At 37.4% G+C, this 16,620-nt stretch carries 18 protein-coding genes; 12 read left to right on the top strand and 6 right to left on the bottom strand.

Translation table 11 applies throughout. The features are described from left to right. Positions 1–55 precede the first annotated feature (55 nt). On the bottom strand, positions 56–1,684 hold the full coding sequence (locus GJV03_RS12435; protein WP_004720985.1) for a long-chain-fatty-acid--CoA ligase: 1,629 nt from the start codon (positions 1,682–1,684) through the stop codon (positions 56–58). Positions 1,685–2,414: 730 nt separating this feature from the next. Here GJV03_RS12435 and GJV03_RS12430 point away from each other — a divergent pair. The 6 genes from GJV03_RS12430 to GJV03_RS12405 all read left to right on the top strand — a co-directional run bounded on the left by GJV03_RS12430 (position 2,415) and on the right by GJV03_RS12405 (position 7,166). Then, positions 2,415–2,627: a hypothetical protein gene (locus GJV03_RS12430; protein WP_004720981.1), complete on the top strand. Its 213-nt coding sequence runs from the start codon at positions 2,415–2,417 to the stop codon at positions 2,625–2,627. 152 nt (positions 2,628–2,779) lie between these two features. Further along, the gene (locus tag GJV03_RS12425) at positions 2,780–3,487 is read left to right on the top strand and encodes a hypothetical protein (protein WP_154130196.1); all 708 of its coding nucleotides are present in this window, start codon (positions 2,780–2,782) and stop codon (positions 3,485–3,487) included. Positions 3,488–3,521: 34 nt separating this feature from the next. After that, the gene (locus GJV03_RS12420) at positions 3,522–4,487 is read left to right on the top strand and encodes a D-glycerate dehydrogenase (protein ID WP_056510709.1); all 966 of its coding nucleotides are present in this window, start codon (positions 3,522–3,524) and stop codon (positions 4,485–4,487) included. A gap of 172 nt (positions 4,488–4,659) precedes the next feature. Then, a complete protein-coding gene (locus GJV03_RS12415; RefSeq protein WP_354666853.1) occupies positions 4,660–6,057 on the top strand; it encodes a M48 family metalloprotease in 1,398 nt (465 codons plus the stop codon). 150 nt (positions 6,058–6,207) lie between these two features. Next, positions 6,208–6,567, top strand: coding sequence for a hypothetical protein (locus tag GJV03_RS12410; RefSeq protein WP_056510711.1), 360 nt, complete (start codon positions 6,208–6,210; stop codon positions 6,565–6,567). Positions 6,568–6,605: 38 nt separating this feature from the next. Further along, on the top strand, positions 6,606–7,166 hold the full coding sequence (locus tag GJV03_RS12405) for a GNAT family protein (RefSeq protein ID WP_154130194.1): 561 nt from the start codon (positions 6,606–6,608) through the stop codon (positions 7,164–7,166). A gap of 124 nt (positions 7,167–7,290) precedes the next feature. Here the strand turns inward: GJV03_RS12405 and GJV03_RS12400 are convergent, their stop codons facing one another. Both GJV03_RS12400 and rpsU read right to left on the bottom strand, forming a co-directional pair. After that, on the bottom strand, positions 7,291–7,737 hold the full coding sequence (locus GJV03_RS12400; RefSeq protein WP_154130193.1) for a GatB/YqeY domain-containing protein: 447 nt from the start codon (positions 7,735–7,737) through the stop codon (positions 7,291–7,293). A gap of 38 nt (positions 7,738–7,775) precedes the next feature. After that, positions 7,776–7,991, bottom strand: a complete 216-nt coding sequence (gene rpsU, locus GJV03_RS12395; RefSeq protein WP_001136722.1) for a 30S ribosomal protein S21 — start codon at positions 7,989–7,991, stop codon at positions 7,776–7,778. Positions 7,992–8,136: 145 nt separating this feature from the next. On the opposite strand from rpsU, the gene tsaD reads away from it, so the two are divergent. After that, complete coding sequence (tsaD, locus tag GJV03_RS12390; RefSeq protein ID WP_004720969.1) at positions 8,137–9,153, top strand: tRNA (adenosine(37)-N6)-threonylcarbamoyltransferase complex transferase subunit TsaD; 1,017 nt, start codon at positions 8,137–8,139, stop codon at positions 9,151–9,153. A gap of 86 nt (positions 9,154–9,239) precedes the next feature. Here the strand turns inward: tsaD and GJV03_RS12385 are convergent, their stop codons facing one another. Next, positions 9,240–9,761: a hypothetical protein gene (locus GJV03_RS12385; RefSeq protein WP_154130192.1), complete on the bottom strand. Its 522-nt coding sequence runs from the start codon at positions 9,759–9,761 to the stop codon at positions 9,240–9,242. Between the two features lie 110 nt (positions 9,762–9,871). Here GJV03_RS12385 and GJV03_RS12380 point away from each other — a divergent pair, with 110 nt between their 5' ends. After that, positions 9,872–11,218, top strand: coding sequence for an esterase-like activity of phytase family protein (locus GJV03_RS12380; RefSeq protein ID WP_154130191.1), 1,347 nt, complete (start codon positions 9,872–9,874; stop codon positions 11,216–11,218). A 126-nt stretch (positions 11,219–11,344) separates the two neighbouring features. Here the strand turns inward: GJV03_RS12380 and GJV03_RS12375 are convergent, their stop codons facing one another. Together GJV03_RS12375 and GJV03_RS12370 are read right to left on the bottom strand one after the other, a co-directional pair. Then, on the bottom strand, positions 11,345–12,403 hold the full coding sequence (locus GJV03_RS12375; protein ID WP_004720964.1) for a type II asparaginase: 1,059 nt from the start codon (positions 12,401–12,403) through the stop codon (positions 11,345–11,347). Positions 12,404–12,711: 308 nt separating this feature from the next. Next, positions 12,712–13,947: a pyridoxal phosphate-dependent aminotransferase gene (locus GJV03_RS12370; protein ID WP_004720962.1), complete on the bottom strand. Its 1,236-nt coding sequence runs from the start codon at positions 13,945–13,947 to the stop codon at positions 12,712–12,714. Between the two features lie 151 nt (positions 13,948–14,098). Between GJV03_RS12370 and msrB the strand changes: the two genes are divergently transcribed. From msrB to GJV03_RS12350, 4 genes are all read left to right on the top strand, one after another. After that, positions 14,099–14,518 (top strand): peptide-methionine (R)-S-oxide reductase MsrB, encoded by a 420-nt coding sequence (msrB, locus tag GJV03_RS12365; RefSeq protein WP_004821128.1) that lies wholly within the window; start codon positions 14,099–14,101, stop codon positions 14,516–14,518. After that, positions 14,515–14,997 carry a glutathione peroxidase gene (locus tag GJV03_RS12360; RefSeq protein ID WP_004720960.1) on the top strand — a complete coding sequence of 161 codons (483 nt, stop codon included), beginning with the start codon at positions 14,515–14,517 and terminating at the stop codon, positions 14,995–14,997. The genes msrB and GJV03_RS12360 overlap by 4 nt, the downstream gene beginning before the upstream one ends. 35 nt (positions 14,998–15,032) lie before the next feature. Continuing rightward, positions 15,033–15,878 (top strand): AraC family transcriptional regulator, encoded by an 846-nt coding sequence (locus GJV03_RS12355; protein WP_105712802.1) that lies wholly within the window; start codon positions 15,033–15,035, stop codon positions 15,876–15,878. Between the two features lie 72 nt (positions 15,879–15,950). Continuing rightward, positions 15,951–16,571, top strand: a complete 621-nt coding sequence (locus GJV03_RS12350) for a LysE family translocator (RefSeq protein WP_154130190.1) — start codon at positions 15,951–15,953, stop codon at positions 16,569–16,571. Positions 16,572–16,620: the final 49 nt, after the last annotated feature.

Genomic DNA, 16,620 nt, shown 5'->3' with positions numbered 1-16,620 from the left:
GGGCTTTTAAAACTGATTTGAAGATGGCGTTACACGCTAAAGCACTTCAATCGTGTTATTCAGTTAATAGCACATCACCATATTGTTCACGTAAATCACGCTTTAACATCTTACCCGTCCCTGTTAAAGGAATGGATTCAACAAAAATGACTTTGTCGGGGATTTGCCATTTTGCAATCTTATCAGCATAGTAATCCAGTAGATCTTGCTCAGTAATGTGAGTGCCTTGCTGTTTAATCGCAATCACCACTGGACGTTCATCCCATTTCGGGTGGTTTGCTGCAATGACGGCAGCCATCGCAATTTCAGGATGATTCATGGCAATATTTTCAAGCTCAACAGAAGAAATCCACTCACCACCTGATTTAATTAAATCTTTGGCACGATCACTTAAAAGCAAATAGCCATCTTCATTAATCGTGGCGATATCACCAGTATCAAACCAACCATCAGCACTTAATGCTTTTTCTGATTTGCCATAATAAGATTCAATAATCCAATGGCCTTTTACTTGCAGATTCCCCGTGCTATGTCCATCACGAGCAACTTCGTGTGTACCATTTTCTTCATCGGTAATACGTAAATCTACGCCGAAAGGTGGGCGACCTTGAGATAGGCGAACTTTAAATTGTTCTTCTTCACTTAAATTTAAGTGTTTGGCTTTGAGCTGATTACCTGTACCCAATGGGCTCATTTCAGTCATGCCCCATGCATGAATGGTTTCACAATGATAAATATCTCTAAATGCTTTCATCATTGCTGGTGGGCAGGCTGAACCGCCAACAACATTGCGTTTAAGGCTTTCAAGAGTGCTGCCAGATTGTTTTGCTGCTGCAAGAAGGCCTTGCCAAATAGTCGGTACACCAAGTGCAATACTGACTTTATATTCATCAATCATTTGTACTAAGCTGGCGCCATCTAAACCTGGCCCCGGGAGTATCAACGTACAACCAACCATTGCTGCGGCATAAGGTGTACCCCAAGCATTGACATGGAACATGGGAACCACAGGTAACATAATATCTTTTGCAGATAAATTTAGAGAGTCGGGTAGCGCGATCGCATAGGTGTGTAAAATGGTTGAGCGATGACTATACAATGCGCCTTTTGGATTGCCTGTTGTCCCTGATGTATAGCAAAGCGAGCTTGCAGTATTTTCCTCAAAATTAGGCCACTCGTACTGTACAGAATGTTCTGCAATCAGCACATCATAGAACTTAACATCTGGGAGGGCATCGGCAATATCTTGGTCAAAAGCACCCAGATAAACGAAATGTTCTACATGAGGGGTAAGGGCTTTCACTGCTTTGATTAGCGGTAAAAATGTTTTATCAAATAACACCACTTTGTCTTGAGCATCATTGATAATAAAGATCAATTGTTCAGGAAAGAGTCTAGGGTTGATGGTGTGACAGACCAAGCCACTTCCGGAAATTGCATACCAAGATTCAAGATGACGATGATTATTCCATGCAATCGTTGCAACTCGGTCACCTAAGCCTAAACCCAGTCCAGCAAGTGCATTGGCAAAGCGTTTAGCGTTTTCGCTTACATGTGTCCAATCTGTCTTTGTAATCGTGCCATCGGTATTTTTTGAAATAATCGCAGTATCACCATGATAACGCGTAGCATGCTCAATGAGGCTACTGATTAATAATGGTTGCTGCATCATACGTCCTTGCATATAAAATTCCTTTATAATCTTGTTGATAGGCTTAAATTGTATTTTTCTCAGAAGCTTTCTAAGTGAAAAAAATTGTTAAATAGAAAAAGCTATCATTTCATCCTATATAAAAGTCAGATTAAATCAAGCTTAAAAACAATATATTTTTGCAACATTTTTATTCTTTTAACCAATAAAAAACAATAGCTTAGTTGGATTATCACAATTTGAAAATTTGATGATGAAATTTGGGATATCAGACTAAAGAACTAGGAGAAAGTATTATTCAGATATATGTATATGTGCTAAACATATTACATGTCTTGTTAAGGCATTGATGTTTTAGGATGAAACTATATTGACGTGAGATATTAAAAGGAGTTTTAGAATGTTTCAAAAAATCAGAAAATTATTGTGTATCCACAGTTTTGAATATGAAATTGGACATAATATTGTGGTTAAAGAGTGCCGTAAGTGTGGTGCTCATCATTAATTTTCTAGAAGCGATCGCAAAATATCACTGTATTATGATCATTCGATAAAATATGGTGATATTTAGAAAGCGTTATATCTCTAAATGAAAATAATAAAAATCTAGTTTTGCAAGCTGATTCATTCAATCTTATGGTGGTAGATGTCCTCGTTTGATTGCATATGGCTGTTTTATTGCTTAAGGCTGTCTTGGTTTTTTAAGTATTGCTAAATTTACGTTAGAATAATGCTACTCTTGTTTTATTGTCTTTGAATCATAATGTCTAAAGATTTTTTAGCTGAAAATTATATTGTCGATGAACATCTTGCTGATACTTTAAATTGGTTATGCCAACATCAAGATTGTTATGATGCTTTTCAATTTGATGTGTTGACTCAAGAACTCAAAGTTCATCATGCCAATGGTACAGATATCATTCGTCAGGGGATGTATCTTACGGCAAAGTACGGAATTTTAATCACATCTTTATAGTGAGTTGGTGCTCAACGATTGTCGCTAAAATCAGCATGTAACATATTCTTGCGCTTAAATTTAATTTATCGTGTTTTTTTACTTTGATTAATGCGACAAAAAAGTCAAAACACAGCTAAAATATAGCTTGAATAGTGTGTATTGAATCCATAATGAATATGAACGTATCAGAACATCAGCGTAGCATTTTGGCTACGATGGGAATAGAGCTTTGGATCCCCAAGGTTGATGTTCAAACACGTCATTATGAAAATGCGCTATACCGTGATATTGCTCAAGTTGAACAGAATATTGCTGTTGTGCCTGAGTTGAACACGCATTCAACTCAATCTGATGCAAAACTAGAAAATCAAAATGTACAGTCGCCACAGATTGAAAAAGCACATCAGCGTGAAGTTTCTCTATTAAAACGAAATCCTGAAACACAGCAAACTGAAGAAGTTTCAGCACCTGAGCAAATTCAGCAACAGACAAACTTTATTGTCGAGCCTGCATTACAAATTGCGCCATTTGAAATCCAAGCCTATTGCATTGAAAGCTGTGTCATCTTTGTCGATTGTACTCAAATCAGCGCTGACCAATTAACACTATGGGGCAATATACAGCAGGCGCTTGTAGGGCAATTTTATGATTTAAAATGGCCTTTTCCAATGTTGCAGCTTCAAGATGGAAGAGGGGCTGCGATGTATATCCAAGGGTTTGTTGATGCTTTAAGGCAAGAGCGTAAAGTCATCAATCTTGGTCAATTGCCTTATTTAAACAATACTGAAATGTTTGAATTGGCAAGTTTACAAGAGATGATTGAGCAACCTTTATTAAAACGCCGTCTATGGCAATTTATGCAAAATAAACTGAATTAGTTTTCAAGATCTGTACTGAGAGGTTTTCTGGGATATGAATAAAAAAGTGGTTGTATTTAGTCAAATCGACTCAGAAGTTCAAGCAAAATTAGCAGAAAAATATCAGTTGGTTGTATTGAATCCTAAGCAAGGCGATATCAATGCACAAATTCGTCAAGCGGTTGTTGATGCAGACGCAATGATTGGTGCGGGTCGTTTGATTAATGAAAGCAATATAGCCACTGCAGAAAAATTAAAAATTATCTCCTCTGTCAGTGTAGGCTATGATAATTACGATGTTGATTATTTAAATCAAAAGAAAATCTGGTTGTCGAATACACCACACGTATTGACCGAAACGACTGCGGATTTGGCGTTTACTTTGTTGATGAGTGCTGCACGTAAAGTACCGAGTCTAGATCACTGGACCAAACAAGGTGAGTGGCAACGTACAGTCAATGCGACACAATTTGGTCAAGAAATTTTTGGTAAAACTTTAGGAATAATCGGTTTAGGTCATATCGGTGCAGCAATTGCACGACGTGGATTTTATGGCTTTAATATGAATATTTTGTATCATAATCGCCGTGAAAAAATCGAAGTTGCACAACAGTTTAATGCACAATATAAAAGTCTTGAAGCACTGTTAAAACAAGCTGATTTTGTTGTGGTTGCAGTAGACTTAAATAGCCAATCTAAAGCATTAATCGGTGCTCAAGAGTTTGCCTTGATGCAAAAGCATGCTGTTTTTGTCAATATTGCGCGTGGTTCAGTAGTGGATGAACAGGCATTAACTGAAGCTTTACAGAACCGTCAAATTTTTGCTGCGGGTCTAGATGTATACCAAAAAGAACCATTGCAACAATCGCCATTGTTTGAGTTGGATAATGTCGTGACTTTACCGCATATCGGCTCAGCAACTGCCGAGACGCGCAAGAAAATGGCGGAACTGGCTTTTCAAAATTTAGTCGATGCTTTGGAACAACGCACACCAAGATATTTAGTCAATGAAAACTTCTAGTGGATGTTGAATGTTTGCTGACAATGCAAATTACATATGAAATGTTTACAGCCCCCTAACACTTCATTGCGAATTTGTACTAAATTCAATGTTATATTTAGAATATTAAAATAATTGGGACGATCAATTGAACAAGACCTTCCTCAGCCTTTGTCTCTGCTTAAGCACTTCAATTAGCTCAGCTGATGATTTTCTGCAAACTCAAAATAGTACTCAATTTGAAGTACCTGAAATTGGCAGTGGGGTGGGATTTATTGATCAACAAAAAGAAAAAACCATTGGTGAAAAAGTTTATCGTCAAGTTCAACAGCAAATGCCAGTTCTGCAAGATCCTTGGCTGGAAGATCAGTTTATGCTGGTTTTTTCAAAAATTCTCAGTCAGACCCAGCTTTCACAGCCAGTAGGCTTGGTGGTGATCAAAGATGCTCAGATCAATGCATTTGCAGTACCTGGGGGCATGTTTGCCTTAAATAGTGGGATGATTACAGCTTCAAGTAATATGGATGAAGTTGCTAGTGTAATGGGACATGAAATTGCCCATGTCACACAACGTCATTACAGCCGTTCGCAGGAAGCATTTAAAGGTCAAGGTTTATTGGCGCTTGCAGGAATTATCGTCGGTGCTGCATTGGCGTCCAAAGCGGATGGTGATATTGGTGGCGCGGTGATGATGGGTACACAAGCTGCATTGATGGACAAGCAGCTCAGTTATAGCCGAAATCAAGAACGTGAAGCTGATCGGATTGGCATGCAGTTTATGTATGGGGCTGGATATGACCCAGAAAGTATGGCTGATTTCTTTGAAACCATGCATCGTTCTACCAGTCGTTTAAGTTTTTTACCTGATTTTTGGTTAACTCATCCCTTAACAACAGAGCGTATGAGTGAAGCAAGATTAAGGGCAAATCAATTTCCAAAAGTTCCTTTTCGTGCCCAGCAATCTGATTTTGATATTATTAAATGGTATACCGCAGTGATTTCGGGGCAAGCCACTGACCGTCAATTGCTGGCTTTAGCACAATCGAATAATTTAGCGGGTTTATTGGCTTTAAGTGAGTTTTATTTGCTGCAAGGTGATTATGACAATGCGCAAACACAGCTGAATTTAGCCAAGAAGGTTAACGCAGAACATACTTTGGTCACTTTGATTCAAACTGATATTTATTTAGGGCGAAATAATTTAGATGATGCCTATCAAACCATCATCACTAAGCAAATCATAACCCCAGAAAATCGCGCATTAAGTTATAAATTAGCCGAAGTTTATATTCGACAGCAGAAGCCCAAAGAAGCTGAGCAATTGGTCAATCGTTTTGTGAATAAAAATAATAAGGACATTATTGGCTGGCAATTGTTACAACAAGCGGCAAATTTAGATAAAAAGAATCCAATGCGTACAGTCAATGTGCTGAGAAATCGGGCGGAAGTTCAATATTGGTCTGGTGATGAAGAAAATGCAATTAAATCACTTTTACATGCCAAGCGCTTGGCTAAAGAGAATAATGCGATGAGTGCCCGTATCGATACACGCTTAAAAGTGATGCAAGATGAACGAAAGTTAAAAATTTAAAAGCTTGATTTAAAGAACTTAGAACTTGAGTTAAAAAACAAAAAATAATGGGTGATTTTAAATGTGCCATTAAAGAAAATTTACTTTCTATTCTTGCTTGAACAGGTTAAGCTAAAATCACTTAAAGTTATAATAAAGTATTTGATTCACATGAAGAAAATTTTAATCGCATGCAGCATTTTTTTCTATGCTCACTCAACATTTGCAGCAGTACCAGAAAGCTATGTTCGAGAAGTTGAGCGTATTTCGGCGCAATACAGTGCAGATATGAAATTTTTTTTACGTAGTCTAGATCCGAAATTGAGCCAGTTTAACCCGCAACAAGAGTCACAATTCTGTGGCATTGTTAAAAAATATGTCGATGATATGTATAAAACGACAGATGAAAATCGTCAATACCTCCCACCATCAGCGCAATCTATGACCAAACAAAATGTGATTGATAAAGTGATGTTGTCACCTGAAATGCAGTTACTTAAAAAATATAATATTCAGTGTGATTTGAAATAGGTTTATCTTTAACATCTTACATCTGAGCCACATTATTTATGGATTTTAACCAATTTCAAATTGAGAATGATCAGATTGTTCTCAACATCATTCAAGTATCTGATGCTGAAGATTTATATAGTGCAATAAAAAATAGTTTAACAGAGCTTAGAAAGTTTCCTGCAAGTTTAGTATGGGCATTGGAAGAACCTAATTTACCAGCTTCAATGGCATTTTGCCAATCTCGTTTGGTGGCGTTATTAAATAAAGAGAACTTTGTATTTATTATCCGTTTAAAAGAAACTGATGATTTTTTAGGGGTTGTTGATATCCATGCAATTGATTGGTTGCAAAATACTGCATCTATTGGGTTTTGGGGAAACTCAAAATTTAAGCAAAAAGGCTACATGTCACAAGCGCTAATACTATTTGTAAGTAGTTTATTCTCGAAATGGAATTTTTTGGGTTTAAATGCTTATGTCGATGTAGAAAATATATTGGCACGAAATTTATGTGAAAAAGCAGGGTTTTTGCTTAAAGATATTCAATATCAATCTGTACAAAATCCAGTCGATGGTGGTTTTAGAGATATTTGCCATTATCAGATAGAAAATAAATGAAGTGATATTGTAGATTGACGATTTTGGGCTATTTAACAAGAAACTATTTCATTGCAAAATAATTTTTATTAAAGTTGTTAAATAGACCAAATCAAACAGAAATTCAGATTTAAGAACGTTGGGTTTAGCCAAGTTTTGCTTTAATTTTTGCAGAAACTTGTGCTGGATCGGCACGTCCGGCTATGATCGGACGTAGAGAATTCATCACCTTACCCATATCTTTCATGCTAGTTGCACCTTGCGCAGTAATAGTTTGCGCAATGAGAGAATCAAGCTCGTCCTCTGACATAGCTTCAGGTAGAAACTGAGATAACACCTCAATTTCGGCTTGTTCTTTACTAGCTAAATCTTCACGGCCTGCACCTTTAAAGGCTTTGACCGATTCTTTACGTTGTTTGATTTGCTTTTCAATGACCGCAAGAACCTGAGTATCGTCAAGCTCTATGCGCTCATCGACTTCGATTTGCTTGATTGCTGCCTGTAGACCACGAATTACCGTTAACTTACCCATTTCTTTAGCACGCATTGTTGCTTTTAAAACATCAGTTATTTGGTTTTTTAAAGTAGTCATTTATCTGTCCAGGTGAGTCAATCAATCACAAATTAATCTTAGTAAAGGCGAGTAGTACGTACTGATTCACGCGCCAATTTCTTTTGGTAGCGTTTAACAGCAGCAGCTTTTTTACGTTTACGTTCTTGAGTAGGTTTCTCGTAGAATTCACGTTTACGAACATCAGCTAAAACACCAGCTTTTTCGCATGAACGTTTGAAACGACGGATAGCTACGTCTACTGGTTCGCCTTCTTTCAATTTAACTTGTGGCATGAAGAATCCTCATTAAGTTATGGATAAGATCAGGGTCGAATTACCCTAGATCACAAGTGAAGGTCAGTATTTTACTCATTTACATCTCATACCACAAGTCTATAATAGCTTTAGCAATATTTTGAAATGGGTAAAAGGCAATTTAATGATCGTTCTGGGCTTAGAAACTTCATGTGATGAAACAGGATTAGCGCTCTATGACAATGAAGTCGGCTTAAGAGGACAGGTGTTATATAGTCAAATTAAATTGCATGCAGAGTATGGTGGTGTCGTTCCTGAGTTGGCTTCTCGTGATCATGTTCGAAAGTTAATTCCTTTGATTAATCAACTTCTTGAGCAAAGCGGTGTGAAAAAATCAGAGATCGATGCAGTGGCGTATACGCGCGGCCCTGGCTTAATGGGTGCACTGATGACAGGGGCATTATTTGGTCGCACCTTGGCTTTTGCGCTGAATAAACCCGCGATTGGCGTGCATCATATGGAAGGTCATATGCTTGCTCCATTATTATCCGAAAATCCACCTGAATTTCCGTTTGTCGCATTATTAGTGTCAGGTGGACACACTCAATTGATGGCAGCACACGCAATTGGTGAGTACGAAATTCTAGGTGAGTCGATTGATGATGCTGCTGGTGAAGCTTTTGATAAAGTCGCTAAAATGTTGAAATTACCTTATCCCGGTGGTCCAAATATTTCAAAATTGGCGGAACAAGGTGACAAAAATGCTTTTGAATTTCCACGTCCAATGTTGCATCAAGGGCTAGATTTTTCATTTAGTGGTCTAAAAACTGCTGTTTCAGTGCAGTTAAAAAAATTAGGTGAAGAACAACGTGATGCAGATATTGCTGCTTCATTCCAAGAAGCTTTGGTGGATACTTTGGTTAAAAAGTCGATTAAAGCATTAAAACAGTCGGGTTTAAGACGGTTGGTGATTGCGGGCGGTGTCAGTGCCAATAAACGTTTAAGAGAGCGTTTAGAAGCAGATTTAGCTAAAATTAAAGCAACGGTTTATTATGCAGAACCTGCTTTGTGTACAGATAATGGCGCAATGATAGCGTTTGCAGGTTATCAGCGTTTAAAAGCTGGGCAAAAAGATGGTTTATCGGTGACGACAACACCACGTTGGCCAATGACTGAATTGACTAAACCTGAATTAGTTTAAGTCTGATATTGAACGGATTGTTAAATTTAAAAAAGAGGCGAAAGCCTCTTTTTTTTTGGATTTAAAATTTAACGCGAATAAGGCTTTCACATTTTGCTTTTGTTATCATAGTTATATTGAACCTGATCATCGTAATTTGATTCAAATTTTGTATGGCCATATTGATGACTGATGCTAAAACAATTTTTGATATTGCTATAAGTTTCATGTGTGCCAGGATGATCACCATCGAATTGCGAACCCATTAAGCATAATTTGGCGTCATTCAATGCAAATGTATAAGTGGGCTTCTTTTTGACATTGCCTTCATTATCTTCCCAACCCGTGAACTGATAATTGAGTGGATAGACAATCCCTGTTTGGGTATCTATAGCAACCATTTCTAAAGAATCTGAAGTTCCCGTATTGAGTAAAATATATTTTTTATTAAAATTAGGCTGCATTGATTTAAGCGCATTTTTGTATTTGGCAAGGTTGGCTTTAGAACAATAATCGCCATTAAAATAATCACTCTGACATTCAGAAACTTTTTTCAACGTCGTCCCAGCATATGCCAATTGTAGTGATGCAGAACAAACAATCAGTGATAGGGCAAAAAATCTTTTCATTTATACTGACTTTGAATGTGTATTTATACAGTTTATCGCATTTCTTTTACTGTGGTTTATCTGATTTCATGATAGAAAATAATCAGAATATTAAAAAATGAGATTGGCATATGGACTTATTGTCTTCTGAACAGCATATCAACCTAAGCAATATTGACACAGATCTTCAGCTTTATAAAAAATTTAGCCAAGGCGTGCGTTTACCTTATGAGGTTTTAAACATTCACAATATTCCTGATGGTGCAAAACCCGGCCATTTTATCGAGCTTCGTTGTGGTGGGTTTGGTTCAGAAATTTCAGCTCACCCTACAGAAAAGTATCAATTCTATGCACTTACAGATCGTGGGCCGAATACCACGTATAACGTCAATCAGGATCATGGCAAAATCTTTTTAGATCCTGAATATACCCCTAAAATTGGATTATTTGAGTTAAAAAAAGATGGAACTATTCAGAAAATAAAAGAAATTTTATTAAAAGATCCAATGGGCAGAAATATTACAGGTTTGCCTAATCAGCATTTTGGCGCAAGTAAAGAAATTGCCTATGACCAAGATGGAAAGAAATTAGCCATAGGGACAGATGAATTTGGATTGGATGCTGAAGGTTTGGTTGCACTCAAAGATGGTACTTTTTGGGTCAGCGATGAATATGGTCCTCATATTGTGCATTTTAATGCAGATGGGCTAGAAATTGATCGTATCAATGCCTATGTTTTAGATGAGCGCAGAACATCGGGTTATTTATTACCTCAAGAATATGCCAATAGACGCCAGAATCGAGGAATGGAAGGTTTAACCATTACACCCGATCAAAAAAAGCTGGTGGGCATTATGCAATCCACCATGAGCAATCCCGATGCTTCAGTAAGCAAATCAGATCTTGTGCGTATTGTGATGATTGATTTAGAAAGCAAAGTCGTTTCTCAGTATTTGTATCAACAAGAAGGGGGTGCAAAGACCTATTCAAATACAGCAATTACAGCCTTGAGTTCCACGCAATTTCTAGTCGCAGAACGTGATGATGATTTCTATAAAGATAATCCTCAAGCATTTAAACGGATTTATAAAATCAATCTGCAACATGCCACTGATTTGGAAAAGCTAAAGCCAAGTTCAACGATTCGGCAAGATGAACAATTCGGTCTGTTGATAGCGGAACAAACCCTAGAACAATATGTGTTAACAGCAGGCTGGAGTGGTCTGGCTCAACAGGGTATCTACCCAGTAGAAAAAACCTTAGTGGTGGATTTGGTTGCGCGGTTACAGTATCCGCACGATAAAATTGAAGGTCTATGGGTGATTGATGAACAGCATTTAGGGGTTCTCAATGATGATGATTATGCTTTTTCTGAAACGGATGGGGTATTGGAACAAAAGTATTTGGATCACGATAAAAATATCATTGATGGCAATACACTCTATATCCTTGATCAATTGGATTTAACAGCAGATTAAGTATTTATTCATTCAAGATAAAATTAAACCGCCAAATTAATTTGGCGGTTTAATGAATGTATTTACGATTAACTTTGTGCTGGTTTTAAACTTGATTCAAGTATTAAGCTTGATTCAGATATTAAACTAGTATTCCCAGAACATCCGTTGAATTTCTTTTGCATCTTTGGTTTTGGTCAGTGCTAAAGCAGCTAAAAGTTTTGCTTTTTGCGGATTTAAATCGTGAGCAACCACCCAACCATATTTATCATCAGGCTGTTCAGCATTACGTAACACAAAACCTTGTGGAACGCGTGAAGAACGAATGATCTGTACACCTTGTTGCTGGAGTTGGTTTAATGTCGGAACAATATAGTTGGCAACAGAACCATTACCTGTACCTGCATGAATAATGGCTTTAGCACCCGCTTTCGCATAGGCCACATAGGCATCTGGAAGCATATTGCCTGAACCATAAACGATTTGAACGATTGGTAGCGCATCACCCTGAATGTTTTCAATATTAAACTCAGAGCTATTGTTAAAACGTTTTGCAACGTTTCTAAACCAATAAGGTTTACCTTCAACCAGTGTACCTAAAGCACCCCATTGGCTGACAAAAGCATCGGTATGAATATTGATGGTCTTTGACACATCACGTGCTGCAAAAATATCATCATTCATTAACACAAAAACGCCTTTGCCTTTGGCACTGTCTGCGGCAGCAAGCGCAACAGCACTATAAAGGTTCAAAGGGCCGTCAGCTGAAAGCGCTGAAGGTGGACGCATGGAACCAACAACGACAATTGGTTTATCTGTATGAACTGTAAGACTTAGAAAATAAGCAGTTTCTTCTAAAGTATCTGTACCATGGGTAATCACCACGCCATTCACATCAGGCTTTTTAACCAATTCGTTCACTTTGCGTGCAATGGTTAAAAGCTCTTTGTCAGTGATGCTTTCTGAAGCAACCTGTAAAGCCTGTACGCCTGTAACATTGGCAAGATTTTGAATTTGCGGAACTGCATTCAATAAATCATCTACAGGAACTTTCGCAGCAGTATATGTTGCGCTATTTGTAGAACTTGCTCCAGCACCCGCGATCGTACCGCCAGTTGCGACGACAACGACATTATTTTTTGCATAACTCGTAAAGGGTAAAAGCATGCCAATTGCAAGTGTAAGTGCAGTAACCGTCTTTTTCATAAACTATCCTTTTCAATCATTGTTCTGGTCATAAGCATTTTTTGTACCAGTTTTTAAATCTATATAAATACTGAGCTGTTGCCCATACTTATTTAAAAATGTAATTTTTCAAATAATCACTCAAATTTATAGTTACATACTATTAAAACTGGATAAAGTGCTTGCCAGTGCGTTTTTTCAGCATTCAATGAAGATGTTGTGCAATATAACGTCAATGACTAAGTTTTTAGTTGTACAGATGAATTGAGCAATAAAAAAAGGCATTCAATTTTGAATGCCTTTTTGAGCTTATCTTTACTTTATAAAGATTAACGCATTTTTGCCAAGAAACGACTTAAGCGGTTCATTGCTTCACGTAATTCATTTTCTGCAGGAAGGAATACCACACGGAAATGATCAGGTGTAGGCCAGTTAAAACCTGTTCCTTGAACCAGTAAAACTTTTTCAGCTTTGAGGAAATCTAACATGAATTTTTCATCATCTTCAATTGGATAGATTTCAGGATCCAGCCTAGGGAAACAATACATTGCACCTTCTGGTTTTACGCACGACACGCCAGGAATATCGTTAAGCATTTCCCAAGCAATATTGCGTTGTTCATATAAACGACCACCTGGGCGGATCAAATCATTAATTGATTGATATCCACCTAAAGCAGTTTGAATCGCATATTGGGCTTGATGGTTGGCACATAAACGCATAGAGGCAAGCATGTCCAAGCCTTCAATGTAATCCATTGCACGAGACTTATCACCCGTAATCGCCATCCAACCAGAACGGTAACCTGCAATACGATAGGCTTTAGATAAACCATTAAAAGAAACACATAAATGGTTTCCTGCTAATGCTGCAACAGAGACATGTTCGATACCGTCATACACAATTTTGTCGTAAATTTCATCTGCAAATAAAATCAGATCATGTTTTTTTGCCAATGCGACAATCTGTTCTAAAACATGGCGTGGATAGACTGAACCTGTTGGATTGTTTGGGTTAATCACCACAATACCACGAGTATTCGGGGTGATTTTACTTTCCATATCCGCCATATCAGGATACCAGTAGTTTTGGTCATCACATTTATAGTGAATCGCTGTACCACCTGATAGATTTACGGCTGCCGTCCATAATGGGTAATCTGGCATTGGAACCAGCATTTCATCGCCATCATCCAATAAACCTTGCATCGCCATAACGATCAGTTCAGATACACCATTCCCGATATACACATCTTTAACATGTAAATCCAAGATACCTTTTTGCTGATAATACTGACAGATGGCTTTACGCGCAGGGAAGATTCCTTTTGAATCTGTATAACCGACAGCATTAGGCAAATTTAAAGCCACATCATTGATAATTTCTTGCGGGGCTTCAAAGCCGAACGGGGCGGGGTTACCGATATTTAATTTAATAATTTTATGACCGGCTTCTTCCATCTCATTGGCCGCTCGTAACACTGGTCCACGAATGTCGTAGCAAACATGCTCTAGCTTTGACGATTTCTTGATTTCACGTGGGGTTGTGTTACCTAAAACGGACATAATTTTATCCAATTATTTTGAGTTAAAAAAATAGATTACTGAAATATCACAATCTATGTTGAAATTTAGCTAGAAATTTTCCAAGCTCTAGCGTAAATATGGAAGTACTGAAGCATGACATTGAATGTCAAAGATTTAAAGGAGTTTAATGATGGGAAAACTCAATAAAACAGACCGAGAATGGCAAAGAGAGTTATCACCAGAGGAATTTAAAATCACTCGACAAAAGGGCACTGAAGCTGCCTTTACTGGAAAGTATTGGAATTCCAAGCAGCATGGAACCTATGTATGTCGATGTTGTGGGGAAGAATTATTCTCTTCAGAAACCAAATATGACAGTGGTTGTGGTTGGCCGAGCTTTTTTAAACCGATCAATAATACTGTTATAGAAGAACAAGATGATCATTCACATGGTATGGAACGTGTAGAAATTATATGCCATCATTGCGACGCTCATTTGGGGCATGTATTTGAAGATGGACCACAACCAACGGGCTTACGCTACTGCGTAAATTCCGCTTCTTTAGAATTAAAATCACAAGAAAAAGGCGACGAGGAAACGTATCCATGACCAACATTTATCAGTTTGAGGCTGAGCTGTTAGAGGGTGAAAATAAATCTTTTTCTGATTATGAAGGAAAAGTTTTATTGATTGTAAATACTGCAAGTAAATGTGGCTTTACTCCACAATTTGCAGGATTAGAAAAGGTTTACGAGAAATATAAAGACCAAGGTCTTGAAGTTTTAGGATTTCCTTGTAACCAGTTCGGTGGACAAGACCCCGGTACAAATGAGCAAATCGGCACTTATTGCCAACGCAATTATGGTGTTTCTTTTCCAATGTTCGCTAAAGTGAATGTAAAAGGACCTGAAGCGCATGTGATATTCCGTTATTTAACCAATAACAGTAAGGGCATACTCGGCAGTGGCATTAAGTGGAATTTCACCAAATTCTTAATAAATAAGAAAGGTGAAGTGATTAACCGCTATGCTCCAACCACGAAGCCTGAGGATATAGAACAGGATATTGAAAAAGCTTTAGCAGAATAACCTGTTGTATAGACCAAAATAAGACTGAGGATATGATGCAATTAGACACTGCAGTTGAATTTTGGACTGATCCGCAAATGCCCTATGTCGAAACACGTAGGGCATGTCAAAGTCGTATTTGCTATAAATCACATAGCCATCCGACCTTTTCGATTGGTGCTGTGGATTGTGGAATAAGTCGCTTTAGTAGCTATTTTGCCAGCGAAGAGCAAATTCAAACAGGAAGCGTAGTAATCATTCCTGCTGAGGTGGAACACGCATGTAATCCACTGGAAAATCAAGCATGGAGTTATCAAATGATGCATCTAGATGCACATTGGGTTGCTCAACTTTTTTCAGAATTAGTCAAAGATATTGAGCAGCTTTATCCCCATCATATTCCGTTGCTAAAACCACAAATTTTAACAAACTCACATATATACCAAGCATTTACGCAGTTAAATCAGCTGTTATTTGATCCAACCATATCGATTTTATTCAAACAACAACAATTAATTGAAGTCCTGAGTGAAATATTATTGCCCAATTTTGAATTTACGTTATTAAAGCAGTCTGATTATTTTCAAAAGCATTTGGGTGCAATGATTGATGATATGAATCACAGTAAACAGATGCTTTCTTTAGAAGATCTCAGTCAAAGTCTAGGGATTAGTCGTTATGCCATTATTCGCTTGTTTAAAAATAATTTTGGCTTAACACCACATGCGTATCAATTAAATCAAAAAATAAATATAGCCAGAAAGCGTTTGAAGTCTGGAGAAGCAATTATTCAAGTTGCACATGATTTGGGATTTACAGACCAAAGTCATTTTCATCATGTGTTTAAATCGCATACTGGAATCACACCGAAGCAGTTTCAAGCTCAGTTTGTCATGCTCTAACTGCGCAATTATCTACAAGATAATAGGTTCTAAAAATATTTAAGCTTATCTAAATATTTTTTGGATCGAGTAATGCAACTGTTCATTATTGTGATTGTCACCCATTTCATTGCTTTGCTTTCACCGGGCCCTGATTTTTTTCTTATTTTAACTTCGTTGTTTCGAAATGGACCACATGCGGCGAGAGCTGTTTGCTTAGGGATCGTCTTGGGAAATGTTGCCGTGATTGGTCTTATTTTGAGCGCATTGTTTTTTCTTGGCAAACTCGATGATGAAATTTTAAAGCTGGTAAAATGGGGCTGTATTGCTTATTTAAGTTATTTGTCTTATCGGTGTTTCATATTTGCACAACAAGCTAAGCTAATAGGGGATTATCATCTAGAACACCAAAATAAACCAACCTTTGCATGGATGAAATATGTCTTACTGGGGGTACAGTCGAGTTTATTAAATCCTAAAAATATTCTGTTTTATAGCAGTATTATTATGGCAATTTATCAACACTATAATGTTGTTCAACTGACTTTAACCTGTCTGTGGATGGTGAGTGTAGTTTTGATCTGGAACTTGTTTTTGGTGCGATTGATGACTCAAAATAAAGCTATGCATTGGTTTAAAACCAAAATCAAATATATTTATTATCTTTCATCCTTTTGCTTTGGCTTATTTGCTGCGGCTTTGTTGCTGAATTAATCAAATAAAATTAGCTCAAATAAAAACATGCCTATCTAATAAAGATCTA

Origin of the sequence: Acinetobacter sp. RIT698 (genome assembly GCF_009668065.1) — a bacterium.
Classification (GTDB): Bacteria; Pseudomonadota; Gammaproteobacteria; order Pseudomonadales; family Moraxellaceae; genus Acinetobacter; species Acinetobacter guillouiae.
Note: the sequence above shows the minus strand (reverse complement) of the source record. Positions and strands in the feature narration are given on the sequence as shown.